Source organism: Streptomyces sp. NPDC047453, from assembly GCF_040643155.1.
In the GTDB taxonomy this organism is placed as follows: Bacteria; Actinomycetota; Actinomycetes; order Streptomycetales; family Streptomycetaceae; genus Streptomyces.
The window spans coordinates 1-19,895 of the sequence record NZ_JBEYTS010000016.1; the positions used below are offsets into that span (position 1 = coordinate 1).

Below are 19,895 nucleotides of genomic sequence, written 5' to 3' on the forward strand. Positions count from 1 at the left end.
AAACGCCCGGTTACATTCCGAACCCGGAAGCTAAGCCTTACAGCGCCGATGGTACTGCAGGGGGGACCCTGTGGGAGAGTAGGACGCCGCCGAACAAATGTTGAAGAAAACCCCCGTGTCATTCGGCACGGGGGTTTTCTGCGTTTACGCACCGCACCAGGGGCTTACGCCCCCGTCCCCTGCTCCCTCTTTCAGAGTCTCCCCGCTGTCTTCAGCGCCAGATACGCGTCCGCCAGTGCCGGCGCCAGATCATCCGGTGTGGCGTCGACGACGGTGACACCGTGGCGGCGGAGTTGCTCCGCGGTGCGGTGGCGTTCGGTCTGCGCCTGGGCCGCGGCGGCGGCCTCGTAGACCGCGTCCACGCTTCCCCGGGACGCGGCCATCTGTGTCACCAGCGGATCCGCCACAGAGGCCACCAGGACCGTGTGGCGCTGGGTGAGTTGGGGAAGCATGGGCAGCAGGCCCTCCTCGACGGGCGCCGCGTCCAGGCTCGTCAGCAAGACGACCAGTGAGCGGCGCGGTGCCGTACGCAGGGCTGTGGCTGTGAGGCCCCGGGCGTCCGTCTCGACGAGTTCGGGTTCCAGTGTCGCCATGGCGTCGACCAGAGACGGCAGGACATCTCCTGCGGAGCGGCCCTGGACGAGGGCGCGAACCCGGCGGTCATAGGCCAGCAGGTCGACGCGGTCGCCGGCGCGGGAGGCGAGGGCCGCGAGGAGCAGGGCGGCGTCCATGGAGGCGTCCAGGCGCGGGGCGTCGCCCACGCGGCCCGCGGAGGTGCGGCCGGTGTCCAGGACGAGCAGGACGTGCCGGTCGCGTTCCGGGCGCCAGGTGCGGACGGCGACCGTGGACTGGCGGGCGGTGGCGCGCCAGTCGATGGAGCGGGTGTCGTCGCCGGGGACGTACTCACGCAGGCTGTCGAACTCCGTTCCCTCTCCGCGGATGAGCACACTGGTGCGGCCGTCCAGTTCCCGCAGCCGGGCGAGCTTCGAGGGCAGGTGCTTGCGGCTGGTGAACGGCGGCAGCACGCGGACCGTCCAGGGGACCTTGTGAGTGCCCTGGCGGGCGAAGAGCCCGAGGGGGCCGTAGGAGCGGATGGTCACGCGGTCGGACTGGCGGTCACCGCGACGGGTGGGGCGCAGGCGCGTGGTGGCACGGCGGCGTTCGCCGGGCGGCACGGTCAGGCGATGCCGGGAGGCCGACATTTCGGTGCCCGGCTGCCAGGTGCTGGGGGGCCAGGCGTCACGGAGCCGGGCGCGCAGCAGGCGGCGCGAGGGGTTGGTGACCGTAAGGGCGACGTCGGCGCTCTCGCCCAGACGCACGGACGTGTCCCCGGAGCGGGTCAGGCCGAGGCGCCGCACCGGCGCCGCCAAGGCGTAGTCGCAGGCGCAGGCCACGGCCAGGGGCGCGTTCACGGCGAGGATGCCCGACCAGCCCGGGTCCCAGATGCCGACGGGGAGGGAGCCGAGGGCCGCGAGGAGCGCGGCGCGTCCGGTGAGGGCCATCAGCGGGGGACCGGCACGTGAGCGAGGATCGCGTTGATCACCGAATCGGCGGTCACGCCTTCCATCTCGGCCTCCGGGCGCAGCTGTACACGGTGGCGCAGGGTGGACAGGGCCAGTGCCTTGACGTCGTCGGGGATGACGTAGTCGCGGCCGGTCAGCCAGGCCCACGCACGGGACGTCGACAGCAGCGCCGTCGCTCCGCGCGGGGAGACGCCGAGGGCCAGGGACGGGGATTCCCGCGTGGCCCGGCAGATGTCGACGACGTAGGCCGTGATCTCCGGGGAGACCGTCGTCTTGGCGATCGCGGCGCGGGCCGCGTCCAGGTCGGCGCGGCCGGCCACCGGGCGTACGCCGGCGGCGCGCAGGTCGCGCGGGTTGAAGCCGTCGGCGTGGCGGGTGAGGACGTCGATCTCGTTCTGGCGGGAGGGCAGCGGGATGGTCAGCTTGAGGAGGAAGCGGTCCAGCTGGGCCTCGGGGAGGGGGTAGGTGCCCTCGTACTCGACCGGGTTCTGGGTCGCGACGACCAGGAAGGGGTCGGGGAGTGGGCGCGGGGTGCCGTCGACGGTGACCTGGCGCTCCTCCATGGCCTCCAGCAGCGACGACTGGGTCTTCGGCGGGGTGCGGTTGATCTCGTCGGCGAGGAGGAGGTTGGTGAAGACCGGGCCGGGCTGGAAGGAGAACTCGGCGGTGCGGGCGTCGTAGACCAGCGAGCCGGTCACGTCGCTCGGCATCAGGTCGGGGGTGAACTGGACGCGCTTGGTGTCGATGTCGAGCGCGGCGGCGAGTGTGCGGACGAGCAGGGTCTTCGCGACTCCGGGGACTCCTTCGAGGAGGACGTGTCCACGGCAGAGGAGAGCGACGACGAGACCGGTCACGGCGGGATCCTGGCCGACCACGGCCTTGGCGATCTCGGCGCGCAGGGCTTCCAGGGAGGACCGGGCCTGGCCCGTGCCCCCGGTGCGCCCGGCGTTGTCAGTGGTCGGGTCCATCATGGACGGCGTACCTCTCTTTCGAGGGCGTCGAGTCGGTCGGCGAGGGTGACGAGGGCCGCGTCGTCGCCGGGCGGCGGGCCGAAGAGCAGGTCGTGCAGGGACTGTCCCTCGCTGTGGAGGCGGGCGGACAGGGCGGGGAGCAGGGCCTCGGGCGTGTGCGCCTGGGTGACGGGGATGCCGACGAGGGGGGCCAGGCGGGTGCGCGTGGTGGAGCGAAGAGCGGTGGCGGCGCGGTCGCGGGCGTTCGCCTTGCGGTAGAGGCGGGCGTGGCCTTCGACGGTTTCGGAGGCGCGGATCGCCACGGGGAGTTTTTCGGGCACGAGGGGACCGAGCCGGCGTGCGCGCCACAGAGCGGCCAGGGCCGCTGCGATGAAGAGTTGCAGGGTGCCCCAGAGCCAGCCCGCGGGGAGCAGATCGAAGAAGCCGCCGTCGCCGGTGTCGGGGGCCGACGCGTCGGAGAGCGAGGGGAGGTACCAGACCAGATGAGGGCGGGAGCCGAGGAGTTGCAGGGCGAGCGAGGCGTTGCCCTGCTTGGCGAGGCGGTTGTTGTAGAGGATGTCGGGGGTGCCGAGGACGACGGTGTCGCCGCCCTTGGCGGACTGCGGGATGCGCAGCAGAGTGGGCAGTCCGTCGCTGGGGTAGCAGGCGTCCGCGGTTTTGACGGTGGTGGAGTAGCGGATGCCGCCGCCCGTGTCCGCGGTGCCCGCGCGGCGGGCGGCGGGCAGGGAGCAGCCGGGGGAGAGGGTGGTGTCGAAACTGGGTGTGTGCGCCGCGGTGACGCCCGGGGCCAGGCTGCTGACGGAGGGAAAGTCGGGGGCGACGAGGACGGTGCGTCCGCCGGAGGCGTCGGTCGCGTGGCGCAGCCGGGACTGCTGTCCGTCCGTCAGCAGGTCGGGGACGGTGACCAGCAGGGTGGTGTCGGGGCCGGCGGCGGCGCGTGCCTGGTCGAGGGTGGTGACCACGCGTGTGGACACGCCTTGGTCGGCGAGGAGCGCGGCGACGGCGCGGCTTCCGTAGGGGTCGGCGGAGCGCGGGTCCAGGCGGCCGTGCTGGGCGCCCGACTGGACCGCGGCGATCGCGACGGCGGCGGCGAGGAGGAGGACGAGGGCGAGCAGGATCCCGCGCGTGCGGGTCCACACCTGGCGGCCGGTGCGCGAGACCGAGGTGGAGGGGAGCGTGGCCTCGGTGGTCATCCGGCGGCTCCCTGGTGGCCGGTGGGGGCCGTGCCGTGGCCGGTGCCGGCGAATTGGGGCCTGGTGCGTTCGAGGTCGCGGTCGAGTTCGGCGATGCGGTGGTACGCCGCTTCGGTCGCCCTGCGGCCGCCGTATGTGACGTCGTCGAAGTCCCGGGCGGCCGCGCGCAGCCGGTCGGTGTGCGAGGGGAGGGCGTGGCCCGCCTCGGCGGCGGCCTCGTCGGCGGTGCGGCCGGGGCGTATGTCGAGCAGGGCCCGTTCCTCCAGGGAGCGGACGATGGCGCGCATGCGTTCCTGGACGGCCTGGTTCCAGTGGCCCTGGGCGGCGTGCGCCTCGGCGGTGGCGCGGTGTTCGGCGGCGCTGCGGGGGCGGTCGTCGAACAGGGCGGCGGAGGAAGTGGGTTCGCGGCGCGGTGTGCCGAGGCGCCACCACAGGGCCCCGAGCACGGCCAGGACGGCCACGATGACGACGATCAGTCCGACGCTGCCGCCCGGGGTGGCGACCGAGGCGGAGTCGAACAGTTTGCCGATCCAGTTCCAGAAGGCGTTCAGGGCGCGTTGCACCAGGCCCGGGTCGTGCTCGTGGTACATCGGCTTGGACAGTTCGCGCTGGGCCGCCTCCTGCGCCGGGTCACGTGGGACGGTCACCGGTGGCTCGGCTGCGGAACGCGACTGCGCCAGGACCGCGCCGCGGGTGTGCAGCGCGATCCGCAGGGCTTTGTCCACGGCGCGTGGGAACGCCGGCAGTGCTGTGAGAACTCCCCCCGCCAGACTCACGGCATCAGCTCCCGGAGGCTGGCGCGTCGGAGCCGTAGCCCTGGACGCCCGCGGCGCGGGCCAGGTCGAGGTCGAGGGCCTCGCGGCGGATGCGCTGGTCGATGTAGAGCAGCACGGTGACGCCGGCCGTGATCGGGAAGGTGATCGTGGAGCCGAGCACGGCCCCGATCCCGGTGATGATCAGGTAGGCCCAGCCGACGTTCGGGGTGCCGCTGAGGAAGGCGGACATGCCACCCCCGCCGAAGACCATGGCGAGGGCGAAGAAGGGGATGGCGATGACCGCGGAGACGAGGCCCGCGATGATTCCCGCCAGCAGCTGGATGCCGAAGACGCGCCACCAGGAGCCACGGATCAGCTTGGCGGAGCGGCTCATCGACTTGGCGATGCCCTGCTTCTCCAGCATCAGGGCGGGGGAGGCGAGCGAGAAGCGGACCGCCAGCCACAGGGCGGGTACGCAGGCGACCAGGCCACCCAGGAAGGCCAGTGCTATGCCTCCCAGGGGCGAGGTCGTGGTGGCGACGAGGATGCCGGGCAGCGCGCCGACGGCGATGACGCCGAGGCAGATGAGCAGCAGCAGGATGACCAGCCCGAACAGCTTGAGCACCTGGGGGCGGGCGTCGCGCCAGGCCTCCGCGGTGGTGACCGGCTTGCCGAGGACCGCGCGGCTGGTGACCGTCGTGAGCAGTGCGGTGGCGATGACGGTGGCGACCAAGGAGAGGATGAAGACGGCGCCGGAGTCGAGCATGGCGTCGCCCATGGCGCGGCCGACTTCGCCGGAGGTGGCGTTCGGGTCGCTGAGGACCTGGTTGCTCGTGCTGTCGAGGACCAGGCGTTGCAGCAGGATGACGATGACTTGGGAGAAGACCGCGACGACCAGGGTGATGCCCAGGACGGTGCGCCAGTGGGCGCGCATGGTGGACACCGTGCCGTCGAGGATCTCGCCCACGCCCAGCGGGCGCAGCGGGATCACGCCGGGCTTGGCCGCAGGGGGCGGGCCGCCCCAGCCGGTGCCCCAGGCGCCGTAGCCGGCGGGACCGCCGTGACCGGGAGCGCCATAACCGCCGGGGCCGTAGCCGGGCGGGGGCTGTCCGCCCCAGCCGGGGCCGGCGGGTGGCGGTGGTGCCTGGCCGGCGGCCGGGGCTCCCGTGGGCGCGGACCACTGGCCCGGCGGCGGTTGCTCCTTGGACCACTTCACGCCGGGGCCCTGCGGCTGCTCGCCCGACTGGTCCGCGGGTGGTGCGGCGTCGGGGCGGCCGGCGGCGTCGGCAGGTCCGGACGCGCCGGTCTCCTGTCCGTCGGACGGGGCGGATCCGGGCGAGGCCCAGCCCGGAGTGTCAGTCATCGTCGCTCCTTCACGGTGCCCGTCCGCCGTCGCGGCGGCAGGTTGGCAGCCATCGTGCCATGGGGTGGTCTTCGGGCGACCGGCGGTGGTGGCGGCTGCATACCTTCATTTGTCCGCCGGATAGGGGGCAGACTGACGGCATGGCTGATCAGTACGCGCAGACCCGCGAGGACGACCGGGCGGCCGGGACCTCGGTGATCCGCTGGGAAGAGCCGCCCGAGGGGCCGGTACTGGTCCTCCTCGACCAGACCAGGCTTCCCGCCGAGGAGGTCGAGCTGGTGTGTACGGACGCGCCCGCGCTGGTGGAGGCGATCCGGTCGCTGGCCGTGCGCGGGGCGCCGCTGCTCGGCATCGCCGGGGCGTACGGCGTCGCGCTCGCCGCCGCGCGCGGCTTCGACGTGGACGAGGCCGCGACCGCGCTGGCGGCCGCCCGGCCCACGGCCGTGAACCTCTCCGTCGGTGTGCGCCGGGCACAGTCCGCCCATCAGACGGCGCTCGTCAGGACCGGGGACCCCGGGCAGGCCGCCTCGGCGGCGCTGGCCGCGGCGCGGCAGCTGCACCAGGAGGACGCCCGGGCCAGCGCGCGGATGGCCGAGCACGGGCTGGCGCTGCTGGACGAGCTGCTGCCCGGTGGCGGGCACCGCGTCCTCACCCACTGCAACAGCGGGTCGCTGGTGTCGGGAGGGGAGGGCACGGCGTTCGCGGTGGCGCTCGCCGCGCATCGCGCGGGACAGCTGCGGCGGCTGTGGGTGGACGAGACCCGGCCATTGCTCCAGGGCGCCCGTCTGACGGCGTACGAGGCGGCCCGCAACGACATGTCGTACACCCTGCTCACCGACAGCGCGGCGGGCTCGTTGTTCGCGGCCGGTGAGGTGGACGCCGTGCTGGTCGGCGCGGACCGTATCGCCGCCGACGGCTCGGTGGCGAACAAGGTGGGCAGCTATCCGCTCGCGGTCCTCGCGCGCTATCACCATGTGCCGTTCATCGTGGTGGCGCCGGTGACGACGGTGGACCCGGCGACCCCGGACGGCGCGGCGATCGAGGTCGAGCAGCGACCGGGCTACGAGGTGACCGAGTTCATCGCGCCCCAGGTCCCGGTCACGGGAGCCGGCGGTGGTCTCCCGGTCGCGCCGCTGGGCACGCAGGCCTACAACCCGGCCTTCGACGTGACCCCGCCGGAGCTGGTGACGGCGATCGTCACCGAGGAAGGCGCCGTCTCGCCGGTGACCGCCAAGGGACTGGCCGAATTGTGCGCCAGGTCGAGGGGGAACACGACAGACTGAGCATCGGCATCCCCGTTCTCGGGCCCGAGGCAGACAGTGACGGCTCCGTACGACTATCGTCACAGGCCAGTGAGCTGTCTCACCTGGATCTTCGCCACCGTTACGAGAATGGGATGATGTCGTTTATGAAGGGACGAGTCCTTGTCGTCGACGACGACACCGCACTGGCCGAGATGCTCGGGATCGTGCTGCGTGGTGAAGGTTTCGAGCCGTCTTTCGTGGCCGACGGCGACAAGGCGCTGGCCGCCTTCCGTGAGGCCAAACCCGATCTGGTCCTGCTCGACCTGATGCTGCCCGGCCGCGACGGCATCGAGGTGTGCCGCCTGATCAGGGCGGAGTCCGGGGTGCCGATCGTGATGCTGACGGCCAAGAGCGACACCGTGGACGTCGTCGTGGGCCTGGAGTCCGGCGCCGACGACTACATCGTGAAGCCGTTCAAGCCGAAGGAGCTCGTGGCCCGTATCCGGGCGCGGCTGCGCAGGTCGGAGGAGCCCGCGCCGGAGCAGCTCGCCATCGGCGACCTCGTCATCGATGTCGCGGGGCACTCCGTGAAGCGGGACGGGCAGTCGATCGCGCTGACGCCGCTGGAGTTCGACCTGCTGGTCGCGCTGGCCCGCAAGCCGTGGCAGGTGTTCACCCGCGAGGTGCTCCTGGAGCAGGTCTGGGGCTACCGGCACGCGGCCGACACCCGTCTGGTGAACGTGCACGTCCAGCGGCTGCGCTCCAAGGTCGAGAGGGACCCGGAGAAGCCGGAGATCGTGGTGACCGTCCGCGGTGTCGGTTACAAGGCCGGACCGAGCTGACGTGTCGGGGGACAGCGCCGCTTCGGCGCCCGGGGGTTCCGGGGCCGGCGCGGGGCGGCCTGTCGGCCGGACGAACGCCGGCTCCCGCTGGGGACGTCTTCTGGAGGGCGGGCTGCTGCACGGCGGCGTGCAGGGCAGCCCGGTCCTGCGTCTGTTCCTGCGCTGGGTGCGCCGGCCGCTGTTGCCGGTGATGCGGCTGTGGCGGCGCAACATCCAGCTGAGGGTCGTCGCCACCACCCTGCTGATGTCGCTGGGCGTCGTACTGCTGCTGGGTTTCGTCGTCATCGGCCAGGTGCGCAACGGACTGCTCGACGCCAAGGTGAAGGCCTCGCAGAGCCAGGCCACCGGTGGTTTCGCGGTGGCCAAGCAGCGGGCCGACGAGGAGGCGACCGGCCCCGGCGACGACGGCTCCGCCGCGGACGGCCACTCCTCGCAGAACGTCATCCAGTGGATGAGCGACCTGGTGTCGTCGCTGTCCAGTGGCGGTCAGGGCGCCTTCGACGTGGTCACGCTGCCCGCCGGCGACGACACCGGTGGCGGGCGCGGTCCGCGCGCCTCCGGCGGCGTGAATCCGACGGCGAGCGTTCCGGAGGAGCTGCGCGCCCGCGTCAACAACGGCATGGTGGCCGCCCAGAGTTACGCCCGCATCGTCTACCAGGACGGCGACAAGGGCTCCCAGCCCGCGCTGGTCATCGGCAAGCAGGTCAACGACCCCAACGGCGATCCGTACCAGCTGTACTACCTCTTCCCGCTCACGCAGGAGGAGAAGTCGCTGAGCCTGGTCAAGGGCACGCTGGCGACGGCCGGTCTCTTCGTCGTCGTACTCCTCGGAGCCATCGCCTGGCTGGTGGTGCGGCAGGTCGTCACGCCGGTGCGGATGGCGGCCGGGATCGCCGAGCGGCTGTCGGCCGGGCGGCTCCAGGAGCGGATGAAGGTCACCGGTGAGGACGACATCGCGCGGCTCGGCGAGGCATTCAACAAGATGGCGCAGAACCTCCAGTTGAAGATCCAGCAGCTGGAGGAGCTGTCGCGGATGCAGCGCCGGTTCGTCTCCGACGTCTCGCACGAGCTGCGCACGCCGTTGACGACCGTGCGGATGGCCGCCGACGTCATCCATGAGGCGCGTGTGGACTTCGACCCGATCACCGCCCGCTCGGCGGAACTGCTCGCCGACCAGCTCGACCGGTTCGAGTCGCTGCTCGCGGACCTGCTGGAGATCAGCCGTTTCGACGCGGGCGCGGCGGCGCTGGAGGCCGAGCCGATCGACCTCAGGGAGGTCGTGAACCGGGTCGTCGGCGGCGCCGAGCCGCTCGCCGAGCGCAAAGGGACGCGGATTCGGGTCGTCGGCGACCAGCAGCCGGTCGTCGCGGAGGCCGACGCCCGGCGTGTGGAGCGCATCCTGCGCAATCTGGTCGTCAACGCCGTCGAGCACGGCGACGGCAGGGACGTCGTCGTCAAGCTCGCCGCGGCGGGCGGCGCGGTCGCGGTCGCGGTGCGCGACTACGGCGTCGGGCTCAAGCCGGGTGAGGCGACCCGGGTGTTCAGCCGCTTCTGGCGGGCGGATCCGGCGCGCGCCCGCACCACGGGCGGTACCGGTCTGGGGCTGTCGATCGCCCTGGAGGACGCCCGGCTGCACGGCGGCTGGCTTCAGGCGTGGGGCGAGCCGGGCGGCGGCTCGCAGTTCCGCCTGACGCTGCCGAGGACCGCGGACGAGCCGCTGCGGGGCTCGCCCGTCCCACTGGAGCCGAAGGACTCGCGCCGCAACCGCGGGCTCGACGACGCCGGTCTGCCGAGCGGCAAGCGTGCCACCGTACCGGTGCAGGCGACGGGTGAGCGGATGGCATCGTCGCGGGACCCGATCGTGTCCCGGTCGGCGGCCCCGACGGCCGATCCGACGGCGCTGCCCGGCAACGGCGCGCGTGTGGTGCCCCGGCCGGCCGCGGGAGGGCGACGGCAGGAGTCGGTGTCCGCCGTGGACGCGGCAGGGGAGAGGCCTGCGGACTCCGCGGCCGCCGAGGAAGCCGGGCCGCAGGACGACGTGACACAGCAAGGGGAGGCATTTCGTGGGCGCTGACCGCGTGGGGGGCGTGCGGCGGCCGGTGCGCGCGGTGGTGTACGCCGCTTGCGGGGTCGTACTGCTGGCGGGGTGTGCCTCGATGCCGGACAGCGGGGATCTGCGGGACGTGGAGTCCACCCCGCGCCAGGACAGCCAGCTGCGGGTGTTCGCCATGCCGCCCCCGGAGGACGCCCAGCCCCGGGAGATCGTGCAGGGCTTTCTGGAGGCCCTGACCAGTGACGATCCGCAGTATGCGACGGCGCGTCAGTATCTGACGGGGACGGCGTCGGAGCGCTGGCGGCCGGAGCAGTCCACGACCGTGCTCGCGGGCGACATCCACGTCGATAGCACCACGGGACACGAAACCAGCCATGACAGCAGCGACGACTACGCGTTCACGCTGACCGGCGAAAAGGTGGCCCTGGTGGACGCGCAGCAGTCGTACACGCCGATGCGCGGCACGTACAGCCAGCCGGTTCATCTGACGCGGGACAAGAAGAGCGGGCAGTGGCGCATCGACGTGCTGCCGCCGGGCGTCGTCATGGGCCAGTCGGACTTCCAGCGCAACTACATGTCCGTCAACAAGTACTACTTCGCATCCAACACCTGGGCGGATTCGGCCACATCGGCGACCGCCGTCGCCGATCCCGTCTTCGTGCGCCGGCGCGTGGACGCGATGACGCAGGTGGTGCGCTCCCTGCTGAGCGGGCCCACGGGCTGGCTCGAGCCGGCGGTCAGTTCGAGCTTCCCGGCCGGGACGGAGCTGCGCCGCGGGGTCACCTCGCTGGCGCCCGACGACCAGAACCGGCTGACGGTGCCGCTGAACGAGAAGGCCTCCGGGGTCGGGCGCGAGAAGTGCCGGGAGATGGCGACCCAACTGCTGTTCACGTTGCAGAACCTGACACCCACCGTGGACACCGTCACGCTCCAGCGCGCCGACGGCGGCACACTGTGCTCGCTGGAGGAGGACCAGACCGAGGCCGTCGCCACGCGCGGGTCGGTGAAGGGGCCCGACTACCTGTACTTCGTCGACGACAAGCAGCGGCTGGTGCGGATCGGCGTCACCGCCACGAGCGCCGAACCCGTGCCGGGGGCGCTGGGCGAGGGCGTCCAGAAGCTCCAGGCGGCGGCGGTGTCGTGGGACGAGCGCACCGCGGCCGGGGTCGGCGACGACGGCAAGTCGCTGTTCGTGGGCTCGCTCGCGGCGGGCGGCGCCCTCGACGCGCCGGTGCTGCTGAGCCAGGGCAAGGCCGAGGGCGAGCGGTTGACGGTACCGAGCTGGGACGCGCGCGGTGACCTGTGGGTGGCCGACCGCGATCCCGCCCGGCCGCGGCTGGTGGTACTGGAGCAGGGTGGGGGCCAGCCGCTCGACGTGCGGGTCCCCGGGCTGAAGGGGCGCGTCGACGCGGTGCGGGTGGCCGCCGACGGGGTGCGGATCGCCCTGGTCGTGCGGGCGGAGAACGGCAGCAGATCCCTGCTCATCGGGCGGATCGAACGCGACGACAAGGCCGGGGACCGGCCGGTGGTATCGGTGCGCGAACTGCGTTCGGCGGCTCCGGAGCTGGAGAACGTCACCGCCATGTCGTGGGCCGGCGACAGCCGCCTCGTGGTGGCCGGGCGGGAGCAGCAGGGCGTGCAGACGATGCGGTACGTCCAGGTCGACGGCTCCACGCCGGAGGGCCCGCCGCCGGCGGCGCTCACGGGGGTGTTGTCGATCGCCGCGGCCGAGGACGACCGGTCGCCGCTGGTGGCGTACTCCTCGGAGGACGGGATCGTCCGGCTGTCGTCCGGGGCGCAATGGCAGAAGGTGATCAAGGAGGGGTTGGCGCCGGTCTACCCGGGCTGAGCGCCCTTCCGTCCCGACCGGGCCGAGTGCCCTTTCCTCCTGACCGGGCTGAGCGCTTTCCCTCCCTCCCGAGCGGGCCGGGGCATCCCTCGGTCGCCCGTGTGGGGGAAGCCCCGGTGGCGGTTGGGGGGAGTTGTCCACAGGGGGTTGTCCACAGGGCTGGCCGGGACGGTGCGCCGTCGGCACAGTGGAAGACATGCACGGGTGGTGGCAGGACCTCACCGACCTGGTGCTGCCGACCGAGTGCGGCGGCTGCGGCAGGCCTCGCACGGTGCTCTGTCCTCGGTGCCGTGCCGTCCTGAGCCACGGCGCACCACGCCGGGTGCGACCGGTTCCGGAGCCGTCCGGACTGCCGGAGGCGTACGCGGCGGCGCCGTACGCGGACGCGGTGCGGGCGGCCCTGCTCGCCCACAAGGAGCGGGGCGCACTGGCTCTGGCACGCCCGCTGGGCACGGCGCTGGCGGGTGCGGTACGGGCCGGGCTGCGGGCGGCGGCGACGGGAGCGGGGGGAACAGGAGCGGGAGCCGGGGCCGACGCTGGGGCGGTCGGTGAGGCCGTGCTGCTCGTCCCGGTGCCGTCCGCGCGGCGGGCGGTGCGGGCCCGGGGGCACGATCCCGCGCGGCGGATCGCGCTCGCGGCGGCCGGTGGGCTGCGGCGGTCAGGGACGCCGGCCCGGGCCCTGGCGGTGCTGCGCCAGCGGCGCGTCGTGGCGGACCAGTCGGGGCTGACCTCCCGGCAGCGGCTGGACAACCTCGCCGGCGCGCTGGAGGTGGCCGCGGGCGGCGCGCGGCTGCTGCTGAGCGGTCCGGTGGTGCTGGTCGACGACGTCATGACGACGGGGGCCTCGTTGGCGGAGGCGGCGCGGGCGGTCACGACGGCCGTGTACACGGCGCGGGGCCGGGAAGGGATGAGGAAACGGAAGTCGGGATCAAGGCAGAAGGAGCGCAAGGAGGGGAACTCGATGTATGACGCACCGGAAATGGCGGGGGTGTACGGCGCCGGTGGTGTGGTCTGTGCGGCGGTCGTCGCGGCCTCTCCGGATTCCTTTGGAATGGACCGGAACTGATTGAGAACTTGCATCGTTGCAGGTAATGAGCGGGTCAATTCACCTGAACGGAGGTACGCCGCAGTAGAGGGTGACGTCATCCGTCCGGGCGAGATATGTTCGGGTTGTGAGGGAAAGGCGCAGGCCACCCCCGTCATATCCGAATGCCGTGCTGCGGGTTTTCGCTATCACCCGTACCGGCCGGGTGGAGATCTCGCCCGCGGGGCAGGAGGAGGTGGACGTCACCGAGTCCGAGGTTCCGGAGCTCACCGGAACCGGGTGCACAAGGGAGATGCTCCGCCGTCGGAGCGGAGCGATCCGGGAACGGAGTTCTGCGTGGACATCGTCGTCAAGGGCCGCAAGACCGAGGTGCCCGAGCGGTTCCGCAAGCACGTGGCCGAGAAGCTGAACCTGGAGAAGATCCAGAAGCTCGATGGCAAGGTGATCAGCCTCGACGTCGAGGTGTCCAAGGAGCCCAACCCCCGACAAGCCGACCGCTGCGACCGGGTGGAGATCACGCTCCGCTCCCGCGGTCCGGTGATCCGGGCGGAGGCAGCGGCCAGCGATCCGTACGCCGCGCTCGACCTGGCGGCGGAGAAGCTCGGTGCCCGACTGCGCAAGCAGCACGACAAGCGTTTCTCGCGGCGTGGCGCACGACGGATCTCGGCCGCCGAGGTCCCCGACCACGTCCCCGGCGCGGCGACCCTGAACGGCAGCGGTCAGACCGTCACGGAAGCGGACGCGGGCCAGGTTCCCACCAAGAAGGTCGGCTCGCTGGAGGTGCAGGGGGACGGACCCCTCGTCGTCCGCGAGAAGACCCACGTCGCCTCCCCGATGACCCTCGACCAGGCCCTCTACGAGATGGAACTGGTCGGGCACGACTTCTATCTCTTCGTCGACTCCGAGACCAAGGAACCCAGCGTCGTCTACCGGCGGCATGCCTATGACTACGGAGTGATCCACCTCCGCACGGACACGATGGTCACGCAGGCGCCGGAGGCGGGCGGCACACTGGGCGGTTGAGCCGCCCTGGCGACAACAACAGCTGCGACGGTGCCCCTGGAGCGCGGTGTGCGCCCCCAGGGGCACCGGTGTGCGCCCCCTTCACACGCCGCTTGGTCACCGCAGTGTCGGCCGGGCATGGAATCATGGCGGCAACGGCTCAACCGATGGGCCGTTGCCTTGGGTTGGCCACCGCACCACAGACCGGGCCACAGCCTCAGGGGGAGGAACAACGATGGCGGACAGCTTCGGACCGATGAGGGACGAGGACGCTGACGGTGGCGTCGTCGGCGTGGCACCGGAGGCGGGCACTGCGCGCAAGGAGCCGATCAGAGTCCTTGTCGTGGACGACCACGCCCTCTTCCGCCGCGGCCTGGAGATCGTGCTCGCCGCCGAGGAGGACATCCAGGTGGTCGGCGAGGCGGGTGACGGGGCGGAGGCCGTCGACAAGGCCGCCGACCTGCTGCCCGACATCGTGCTGATGGACGTACGCATGCCCAAGCGCGGCGGGATCGAGGCGTGTACGTCCATCAAGGAGGTCGCGCCCAGCGCCAAGATCATCATGCTGACGATCAGCGACGAGGAGGCCGACCTCTACGAGGCGATCAAGGCCGGCGCCACCGGCTACCTCCTCAAGGAGATCTCCACGGACGAGGTGGCCACGGCCATCCGCGCCGTGGCCGACGGGCAGTCGCAGATCAGCCCCTCCATGGCGTCGAAGCTGCTCACCGAGTTCAAGTCGATGATCCAGCGGACCGACGAGCGCCGCCTCGTCCCTGCCCCCCGGCTGACAGACCGTGAGCTGGAGGTACTCAAGCTCGTGGCCACGGGGATGAACAACAGGGACATCGCCAAGGAGCTGTTCATCTCCGAGAACACCGTGAAGAACCACGTCCGCAACATCCTGGAGAAGCTCCAGCTGCACTCCAGGATGGAAGCGGTGGTCTACGCGATGCGGGAGAAGATCCTCGAGATCCGGTAGGCCCCGGTAGGGCCTGCCGTGGGCTGCCCGGAAGGTCAGCCCACGGCGCGGGAGAGTTCCAGCATGAGGGGCTCGCGCAGTTCGGGCGCCTCCACCCGTTCCACGCGTACGTCCGTGCAGTCCACCCAGCTCGCCGCCTCGACGAGCGCCTGGGCGACGGCGGGCACGGACCGGACGCCGTCCAGGGTGACCTGCTTGGCCACGAGGGTGCGGCCCTCCCGGGCGGGGTCCACGCGACCGACGAGGCGGCCGCCGGCGAGCACGGGCATCGCGAAGTAGCCGTGGACCCGCTTGGGCTTGGGGACGTAGGCCTCCAGGCGGTGGGTGAAGCCGAAGATCCGCTCGGTGCGCGCCCGCTCCCAGACCAGCGAGTCGAACGGGGACAGCAGCGTGGTGCGGTGGCGGCCGCGCGGGGGTGTCGCCAGCGCCTCCGGGTCCGCCCAGGCCGGCTTGCCCCAGCCCTCGACCGTGACCGGCACCAGCCCCGAGTCCCCGATCACCGCGTCGACCTGCTCGCTCTTGAGGCGGTGGTAGTCCGCGATGTCCGCGCGCGTGCCCACGCCCAGGGACTGGCCGGCCAGGCGGACCAGCCGGCGCAGGCACTCGGTGTCGTCCAGCTCGTCGTGCAGCAGTTCCTCGGGGACGGCGCGCTCGGCGAGGTCGTACACCCGCTTCCAGCCCCGGCGCTCCACGCAGACCACCTCGCCGTACATCAGGGCGCGCTCGACGGCGACCTTGGTGCCCGACCAGTCCCACCACTCGCTGGTCTTCTTGGCCCCGCCCAGCTCCGTCGCCGTCAGCGGGCCCTCGGCGTGCAGCTGCTTGACGACCTGGTCGTACGTGCCGTCGGGCAGCTCGTGGTTCCAGTGCGGGCGGTTGCGGTAGGCGCGGCGGCGGAAGGCGAAGTGGGGCCACTCCTCGATGGGCAGGATGCAGGCGGCGTGCGACCAGTACTCGAAGGCGTGCGGGCGCGCCGACGGCGTGCCGGTGGACGCGGCCGTCCAGTAGGACCGCTCGACGGTCCCGCGGCCGACCGCGCCCAGGCGGGCGTAGGGCACGAGCTCGTGGGAACGGGCGAGCACCGAGATGGTGTCGAGCTGGACCGCGCCGAGGTGCCGGAGGACACCGCGCACACCGGACCGCCGGTCGGGTGCGCCGAGGAAACCCTGGGCACGCAGGGCGATGCGGCGGGCTTCGTCCGCCGAGAGGTCGGTGGTGGGTCGCGGGAGCGAGGTCATGGCATCGCACGATAAGGGGCGGCACCGACAACGCGTGCTGAGCTGCGCTTTCGCCGACGGCCCCTATGCGGGAGCGGGCAGGTAGGGCGCCGCCGAGGGCAGGCTCAGGTCCGACGGCAGCAGGGAACCCACCCAGCAGTCCCGTCGAACCCCCTTGTTGTTGAGCCCCGAGCGCAGGGTGCCCTCCACGGTGAAGCCGACCCGCTCGGCGACCGCGCGGGAGGCGTGGTTCCCGACCTCGGCGCGCCACTCCAGGCGGTCGACGGCGAGGTGGGTGAAGGCCCAGCGGGCGACGGTGAGGGAGGCCTCGGTCACATAGCCGTTGCCGCGGTGCTCCTTCGTGGCCCAGTAGCCGATCTCGGCCTCGCCCAGCGAACGCATCGTTATGCCGAGCGTGCCCACGAGGTCTCCGCCGGAGCCGGGGAGGAAGAGGCCGAAGGTGAACATCGAGCCGTTGGCCCAGCCCAGGGGGACCATGTCCGCGGTGAAGCTTTGCGCGTGCTCGGGCAGGTAGGGCGAAGGAAGCTGGGAGAGCCAGCGCTGGATGTCGGGGTCCTGCACGGCCGCGTACACCGCGTCGGAGTCCTGGGGGCCGAGCGGGCGCAGGAGCAGACGGTCGGTGGTGAGCGTGACGGGTTCCATCGCCCGATTCTGCTCGGGGGCCGCGGGGGGCGCCATCCCTTTTCCCGGTGTGTGCGGGGTTGATCGCGTTTCTCGGTGTGTGGGGAAGTGATCACAATTCGTGCAAAACGTCACCGGGACACGGCACCATCGGAGACCCCTGGACGTTGTTCATGTTGAGGCCTCCGTGAAGCTGCGGACGGGTGGCCTTGCGGCAGGCCCTCCCGGCTTGGCCGTGTCCTCGCATACGATGGCCGTTGCTCAGTACGTCAATGGAAACCGACCGTCCCAGGCCCGACCGGCAAGGAGACCAACCCCCGTGTCCGTCCTCTCGAAGATCATGCGTGCAGGCGAAGGCAAGATCCTGCGCAAGCTGCACCGCATCGCGGGCCAGGTCAACTCCATCGAAGAGGACTTCGTCGCCCTCTCCGACGCCGATCTGCGTGCCCTCACCGATGAGTACAAGCAGCGGTACGCGGACGGCGAGAGCCTGGACGACCTGCTGCCCGAGGCGTTCGCCACGGTGCGCGAGGCGGCACGGCGCGTCCTCGGCCAGCGCCACTACGACGTCCAGCTGATGGGCGGCGCCGCCCTGCACCTGGGCTATGTCGCCGAGATGAAGACCGGCGAGGGCAAGACCCTGGTCGGTACCCTGCCCGCCTATCTGAACGCGATCTCGGGCGACGGCGTCCACATCATCACGGTCAACGACTACCTGGCCGAGCGCGACTCGGAGATGATGGGCCGCATCCACAAGTTCCTGGGCCTGTCCGTCGGCTGCATCCTCGCCAACATGACGCCGGCCCAGCGCCGCGAGCAGTACGGCTGCGACATCACCTACGGCACGAACAACGAGTTCGGCTTCGACTACCTGCGCGACAACATGGCGTGGGCCCAGGACGAACTCGTCCAGCGCGGCCACAACTTCGCCATCGTCGACGAGGTCGACTCCATCCTCGTCGACGAGGCCCGTACGCCGCTGATCATCTCCGGCCCGGCCGACCAGGCCACCAAGTGGTACGGCGACTTCTCCAAGCTGGTCACCCGCCTGAAGAAGGGCGAGGCGGGCAACCCGCTCAAGGGCATCGAGGAGACCGGCGACTACGACGTCGACGAGAAGAAGCGCACGGTCGCCATCCACGAGGCCGGTGTCTCCAAGGTCGAGGACTGGCTGGGCATCGACAACCTCTACGAGTCGGTGAACACCCCGCTCGTGGGCTACCTGAACAACGCCATCAAGGCCAAGGAGCTCTTCAAGCGCGACAAGGACTACGTCGTCATCGACGGCGAAGTCATGATCGTCGACGAGCACACCGGCCGTATCCTCGCCGGCCGCCGCTACAACGAGGGCATGCACCAGGCGATCGAGGCGAAGGAAGGGGTGGACATCAAGGACGAGAACCAGACGCTCGCCACGATCACCCTGCAGAACTTCTTCCGCCTCTACTCCAAGCTCTCCGGCATGACCGGTACGGCGATGACCGAGGCCGCGGAGTTCCACCAGATCTACAAGCTGGGCGTGGTCCCGATCCCGACCAACAGGCCGATGATCCGCAAGGACCAGGCGGACCTGATCTACCGCACCGAGGTCGCCAAGTTCGAGGCGGTCGTCGACGACATCTCCGAGAAGCACGAGAAGGGTCAGCCGATCCTGGTCGGCACCACCTCGGTGGAGAAGTCGGAGTACCTCTCGCAGCAGCTCAGCAAGCGCGGCGTCCAGCACGAGGTGCTCAACGCCAAGCACCACGAGCGCGAGGCGTCGATCGTCGCCCAGGCCGGCCGCAAGGGTGCGGTGACCGTGGCGACGAACATGGCCGGCCGTGGTACGGACATCAAGCTCGGCGGCAACCCCGAGGACCTCGCCGAGGCGGAGCTGCGCCAGCGCGGCCTCGACCCCGAGGAGCACATCGAGGAGTGGGCCGCGGCCCTGCCGGACGCGCTGCAGCGCGCCGAGGAGGCGGTCAAGGCCGAGAAGGACGAGGTCGAGAGGCTCGGCGGCCTGTACGTGCTCGGCACCGAGCGGCACGAGTCGCGTCGTATCGACAACCAGCTGCGCGGTCGTAGCGGCCGTCAGGGCGACCCGGGCGAGTCCCGCTTCTACCTCTCCCTGGGCGACGACCTGATGCGTCTGTTCAAGGCGCAGATGGTCGAGCGCGTGATGTCGATGGCGAACGTCCCGGACGACGTGCCGATCGAGAACAAGATGGTCACGCGCGCGATCGCGTCCGCCCAGTCGCAGGTCGAGCAGCAGAACTTCGAAACGCGCAAGAACGTTCTGAAGTACGACGAGGTGCTCAACCGGCAGCGCGAGGTCATCTACGGCGAGCGGCGCCGCGTCCTGGAGGGCGAGGACCTTCAGGAGCAGGTGCGGCACTTCATGGACGACACCATCGACGCGTACGTGGGGGCGGAGACCGCCGAGGGCTTCCCGGAGGACTGGGACCTCGACCGGCTGTGGGGCGCCTTCAAGCAGCTCTACCCGGTGAAGGTCACCATCGAGGAACTGGAGGAGGCGGCCGGGGACCGCGCGGGTCTGACGGCGGAGTTCATCAGGGAGTCCATCGAGGACGACATCCGCGAGCAGTACGAGGCCCGCGAGACGCAGCTCGGCTCCGAGATCATGCGTGAGCTGGAGCGCCGGGTGGTGCTGTCGGTGCTGGACCGCAAGTGGCGCGAGCACCTCTACGAGATGGACTACCTCCAGGAGGGCATCGGCCTGCGCGCGATGGCGCAGAAGGACCCGCTGGTCGAGTACCAGCGCGAGGGCTTCGACATGTTCACCGCGATGATGGAGGGCATCAAGGAGGAGTCCGTCGGCTACCTGTTCAACCTGGAGGTCCAGGTCGAGCAGCAGGTCGAGGAGGTGCCGGTCGAGGACACGAAGCCTGTGGCCGACCTGGAGAAGCACGACGCGGTTCCGGCGCAGGCCGGTGCGCGTCCGGAGATCCGGGCCAAGGGGCTGGACGCGCCGCAGCGGCGTGACCTGCACTTCTCGGCGCCGACCGTGGACGGCGAGGGCGGCATCGTCGAGGGTGAGTTCGCCACGGACGGCGAGCCCGTGCGTTCGGAGGCCGACGGCCTCACGCGCGCGGAGCGGCGCAAGCAGGCCAAGACCGGGCGCCGCCGCAAGAAGTGACCGGCGCTCTCTGAGAGAGCCGGCCGCGGACAGGGAAGGGCCGGGCACCCTCGGGTGCCCGGCCCTTCGGCTTGGGCT

The 19,895-nt window shown here is 71.4% G+C and carries 15 protein-coding genes and 1 rRNA gene; 9 read left to right on the forward strand and 7 right to left on the reverse strand.

Annotated features, from left to right (window positions below; all coding sequences use genetic code 11):
* Positions 1-95: ribosomal RNA gene (rrf, locus tag ABZ818_RS16825) — 5S ribosomal RNA — on the forward strand; the annotation flags it as partial.
* 96 nt (positions 96-191) lie between these two features.
* On the opposite strand, the gene ABZ818_RS16830 is transcribed toward rrf, so the two are convergent.
* The 5 genes from ABZ818_RS16830 to ABZ818_RS16850 are packed head-to-tail and all read right to left on the reverse strand — an operon-like array spanning position 192 to position 5,805.
* The gene (locus tag ABZ818_RS16830) at positions 192-1,502 is read right to left on the reverse strand and encodes a DUF58 domain-containing protein (RefSeq protein WP_361414918.1); all 1,311 of its coding nucleotides are present in this window, start codon (positions 1,500-1,502) and stop codon (positions 192-194) included.
* Complete coding sequence (locus tag ABZ818_RS16835; RefSeq protein WP_361414920.1) at positions 1,502-2,491, reverse strand: MoxR family ATPase; 990 nt, start codon at positions 2,489-2,491, stop codon at positions 1,502-1,504. The genes ABZ818_RS16830 and ABZ818_RS16835 overlap by 1 nt, the downstream gene beginning before the upstream one ends.
* Positions 2,491-3,687, reverse strand: a complete 1,197-nt coding sequence (locus ABZ818_RS16840) for a DUF4350 domain-containing protein (protein WP_361414922.1) — start codon at positions 3,685-3,687, stop codon at positions 2,491-2,493. Before ABZ818_RS16840 ends, ABZ818_RS16835 begins: the two co-directional genes overlap by 1 nt.
* Positions 3,684-4,412, reverse strand: a complete 729-nt coding sequence (locus ABZ818_RS16845; RefSeq protein WP_361414924.1) for a DUF4129 domain-containing protein — start codon at positions 4,410-4,412, stop codon at positions 3,684-3,686. The genes ABZ818_RS16840 and ABZ818_RS16845 overlap by 4 nt, the downstream gene beginning before the upstream one ends.
* 55 nt (positions 4,413-4,467) lie before the next feature.
* Positions 4,468-5,805 carry a hypothetical protein gene (locus ABZ818_RS16850; protein ID WP_361414926.1) on the reverse strand — a complete coding sequence of 446 codons (1,338 nt, stop codon included), beginning with the start codon at positions 5,803-5,805 and terminating at the stop codon, positions 4,468-4,470.
* Positions 5,806-5,945: 140 nt separating this feature from the next.
* Here ABZ818_RS16850 and mtnA point away from each other — a divergent pair, with 140 nt between their 5' ends.
* The 7 genes from mtnA (at position 5,946) to ABZ818_RS16885 (ending at position 14,822) form a co-directional block, all read left to right on the forward strand.
* Entirely contained in the window at positions 5,946-7,088 is a 1,143-nt protein-coding gene (gene mtnA / locus ABZ818_RS16855; RefSeq protein WP_361414928.1) for an S-methyl-5-thioribose-1-phosphate isomerase, read from the forward strand.
* Between the two features lie 113 nt (positions 7,089-7,201).
* Positions 7,202-7,891: a two-component system response regulator MtrA gene (gene mtrA, locus ABZ818_RS16860; RefSeq protein ID WP_361414930.1), complete on the forward strand. Its 690-nt coding sequence runs from the start codon at positions 7,202-7,204 to the stop codon at positions 7,889-7,891.
* Between the two features lies 1 nt (position 7,892).
* Complete coding sequence (gene mtrB, locus ABZ818_RS16865) at positions 7,893-9,965, forward strand: MtrAB system histidine kinase MtrB (protein WP_361414932.1); 2,073 nt, start codon at positions 7,893-7,895, stop codon at positions 9,963-9,965.
* Positions 9,955-11,793 carry an LpqB family beta-propeller domain-containing protein gene (locus ABZ818_RS16870; RefSeq protein ID WP_361414934.1) on the forward strand — a complete coding sequence of 613 codons (1,839 nt, stop codon included), beginning with the start codon at positions 9,955-9,957 and terminating at the stop codon, positions 11,791-11,793. The genes mtrB and ABZ818_RS16870 overlap by 11 nt, the downstream gene beginning before the upstream one ends.
* A 196-nt stretch (positions 11,794-11,989) precedes the next feature.
* Positions 11,990-12,859 carry a ComF family protein gene (locus tag ABZ818_RS16875; protein WP_361414936.1) on the forward strand — a complete coding sequence of 290 codons (870 nt, stop codon included), beginning with the start codon at positions 11,990-11,992 and terminating at the stop codon, positions 12,857-12,859.
* A 315-nt stretch (positions 12,860-13,174) separates the two neighbouring features.
* Positions 13,175-13,861, forward strand: a complete 687-nt coding sequence (raiA, locus tag ABZ818_RS16880; protein ID WP_361414938.1) for a ribosome-associated translation inhibitor RaiA — start codon at positions 13,175-13,177, stop codon at positions 13,859-13,861.
* 214 nt (positions 13,862-14,075) lie between these two features.
* Positions 14,076-14,822: a response regulator transcription factor gene (locus tag ABZ818_RS16885; RefSeq protein ID WP_361414940.1), complete on the forward strand. Its 747-nt coding sequence runs from the start codon at positions 14,076-14,078 to the stop codon at positions 14,820-14,822.
* A 35-nt stretch (positions 14,823-14,857) separates the two neighbouring features.
* Here ABZ818_RS16885 and ABZ818_RS16890 read toward each other — a convergent pair whose 3' ends face one another.
* Together ABZ818_RS16890 and ABZ818_RS16895 are read right to left on the reverse strand one after the other, a co-directional pair.
* The gene (locus ABZ818_RS16890) at positions 14,858-16,060 is read right to left on the reverse strand and encodes a crosslink repair DNA glycosylase YcaQ family protein (protein ID WP_361414942.1); all 1,203 of its coding nucleotides are present in this window, start codon (positions 16,058-16,060) and stop codon (positions 14,858-14,860) included.
* A 63-nt stretch (positions 16,061-16,123) separates the two neighbouring features.
* Positions 16,124-16,702 (reverse strand): GNAT family N-acetyltransferase, encoded by a 579-nt coding sequence (locus tag ABZ818_RS16895; RefSeq protein ID WP_361414944.1) that lies wholly within the window; start codon positions 16,700-16,702, stop codon positions 16,124-16,126.
* A gap of 298 nt (positions 16,703-17,000) precedes the next feature.
* Between ABZ818_RS16895 and secA the strand changes: the two genes are divergently transcribed.
* Positions 17,001-19,817 carry a preprotein translocase subunit SecA gene (secA, locus tag ABZ818_RS16900; protein ID WP_361414946.1) on the forward strand — a complete coding sequence of 939 codons (2,817 nt, stop codon included), beginning with the start codon at positions 17,001-17,003 and terminating at the stop codon, positions 19,815-19,817.
* Positions 19,818-19,895: the final 78 nt, after the last annotated feature.

Coding starts and splice junctions, on each gene's coding strand:
- ABZ818_RS16830 (WP_361414918.1), bottom strand. CDS start 1,502: ATGGCCCTCACCGGACGCGCCGCGCTCCTCGCGGCCCTCGGCTCCCTC.
- ABZ818_RS16835 (WP_361414920.1), bottom strand. CDS start 2,491: ATGGACCCGACCACTGACAACGCCGGGCGCACCGGGGGCACGGGCCAG.
- ABZ818_RS16840 (WP_361414922.1), bottom strand. CDS start 3,687: ATGACCACCGAGGCCACGCTCCCCTCCACCTCGGTCTCGCGCACCGGC.
- ABZ818_RS16850 (WP_361414926.1), bottom strand. CDS start 5,805: ATGACTGACACTCCGGGCTGGGCCTCGCCCGGATCCGCCCCGTCCGAC.
- mtnA (WP_361414928.1), top strand. CDS start 5,946: ATGGCTGATCAGTACGCGCAGACCCGCGAGGACGACCGGGCGGCCGGG.
- mtrA (WP_361414930.1), top strand. CDS start 7,202: ATGATGTCGTTTATGAAGGGACGAGTCCTTGTCGTCGACGACGACACC.
- ABZ818_RS16875 (WP_361414936.1), top strand. CDS start 11,990: ATGCACGGGTGGTGGCAGGACCTCACCGACCTGGTGCTGCCGACCGAG.
- ABZ818_RS16885 (WP_361414940.1), top strand. CDS start 14,076: ATGGCGGACAGCTTCGGACCGATGAGGGACGAGGACGCTGACGGTGGC.
- ABZ818_RS16890 (WP_361414942.1), bottom strand. CDS start 16,060: ATGACCTCGCTCCCGCGACCCACCACCGACCTCTCGGCGGACGAAGCC.
- ABZ818_RS16895 (WP_361414944.1), bottom strand. CDS start 16,702: ATGGAACCCGTCACGCTCACCACCGACCGTCTGCTCCTGCGCCCGCTC.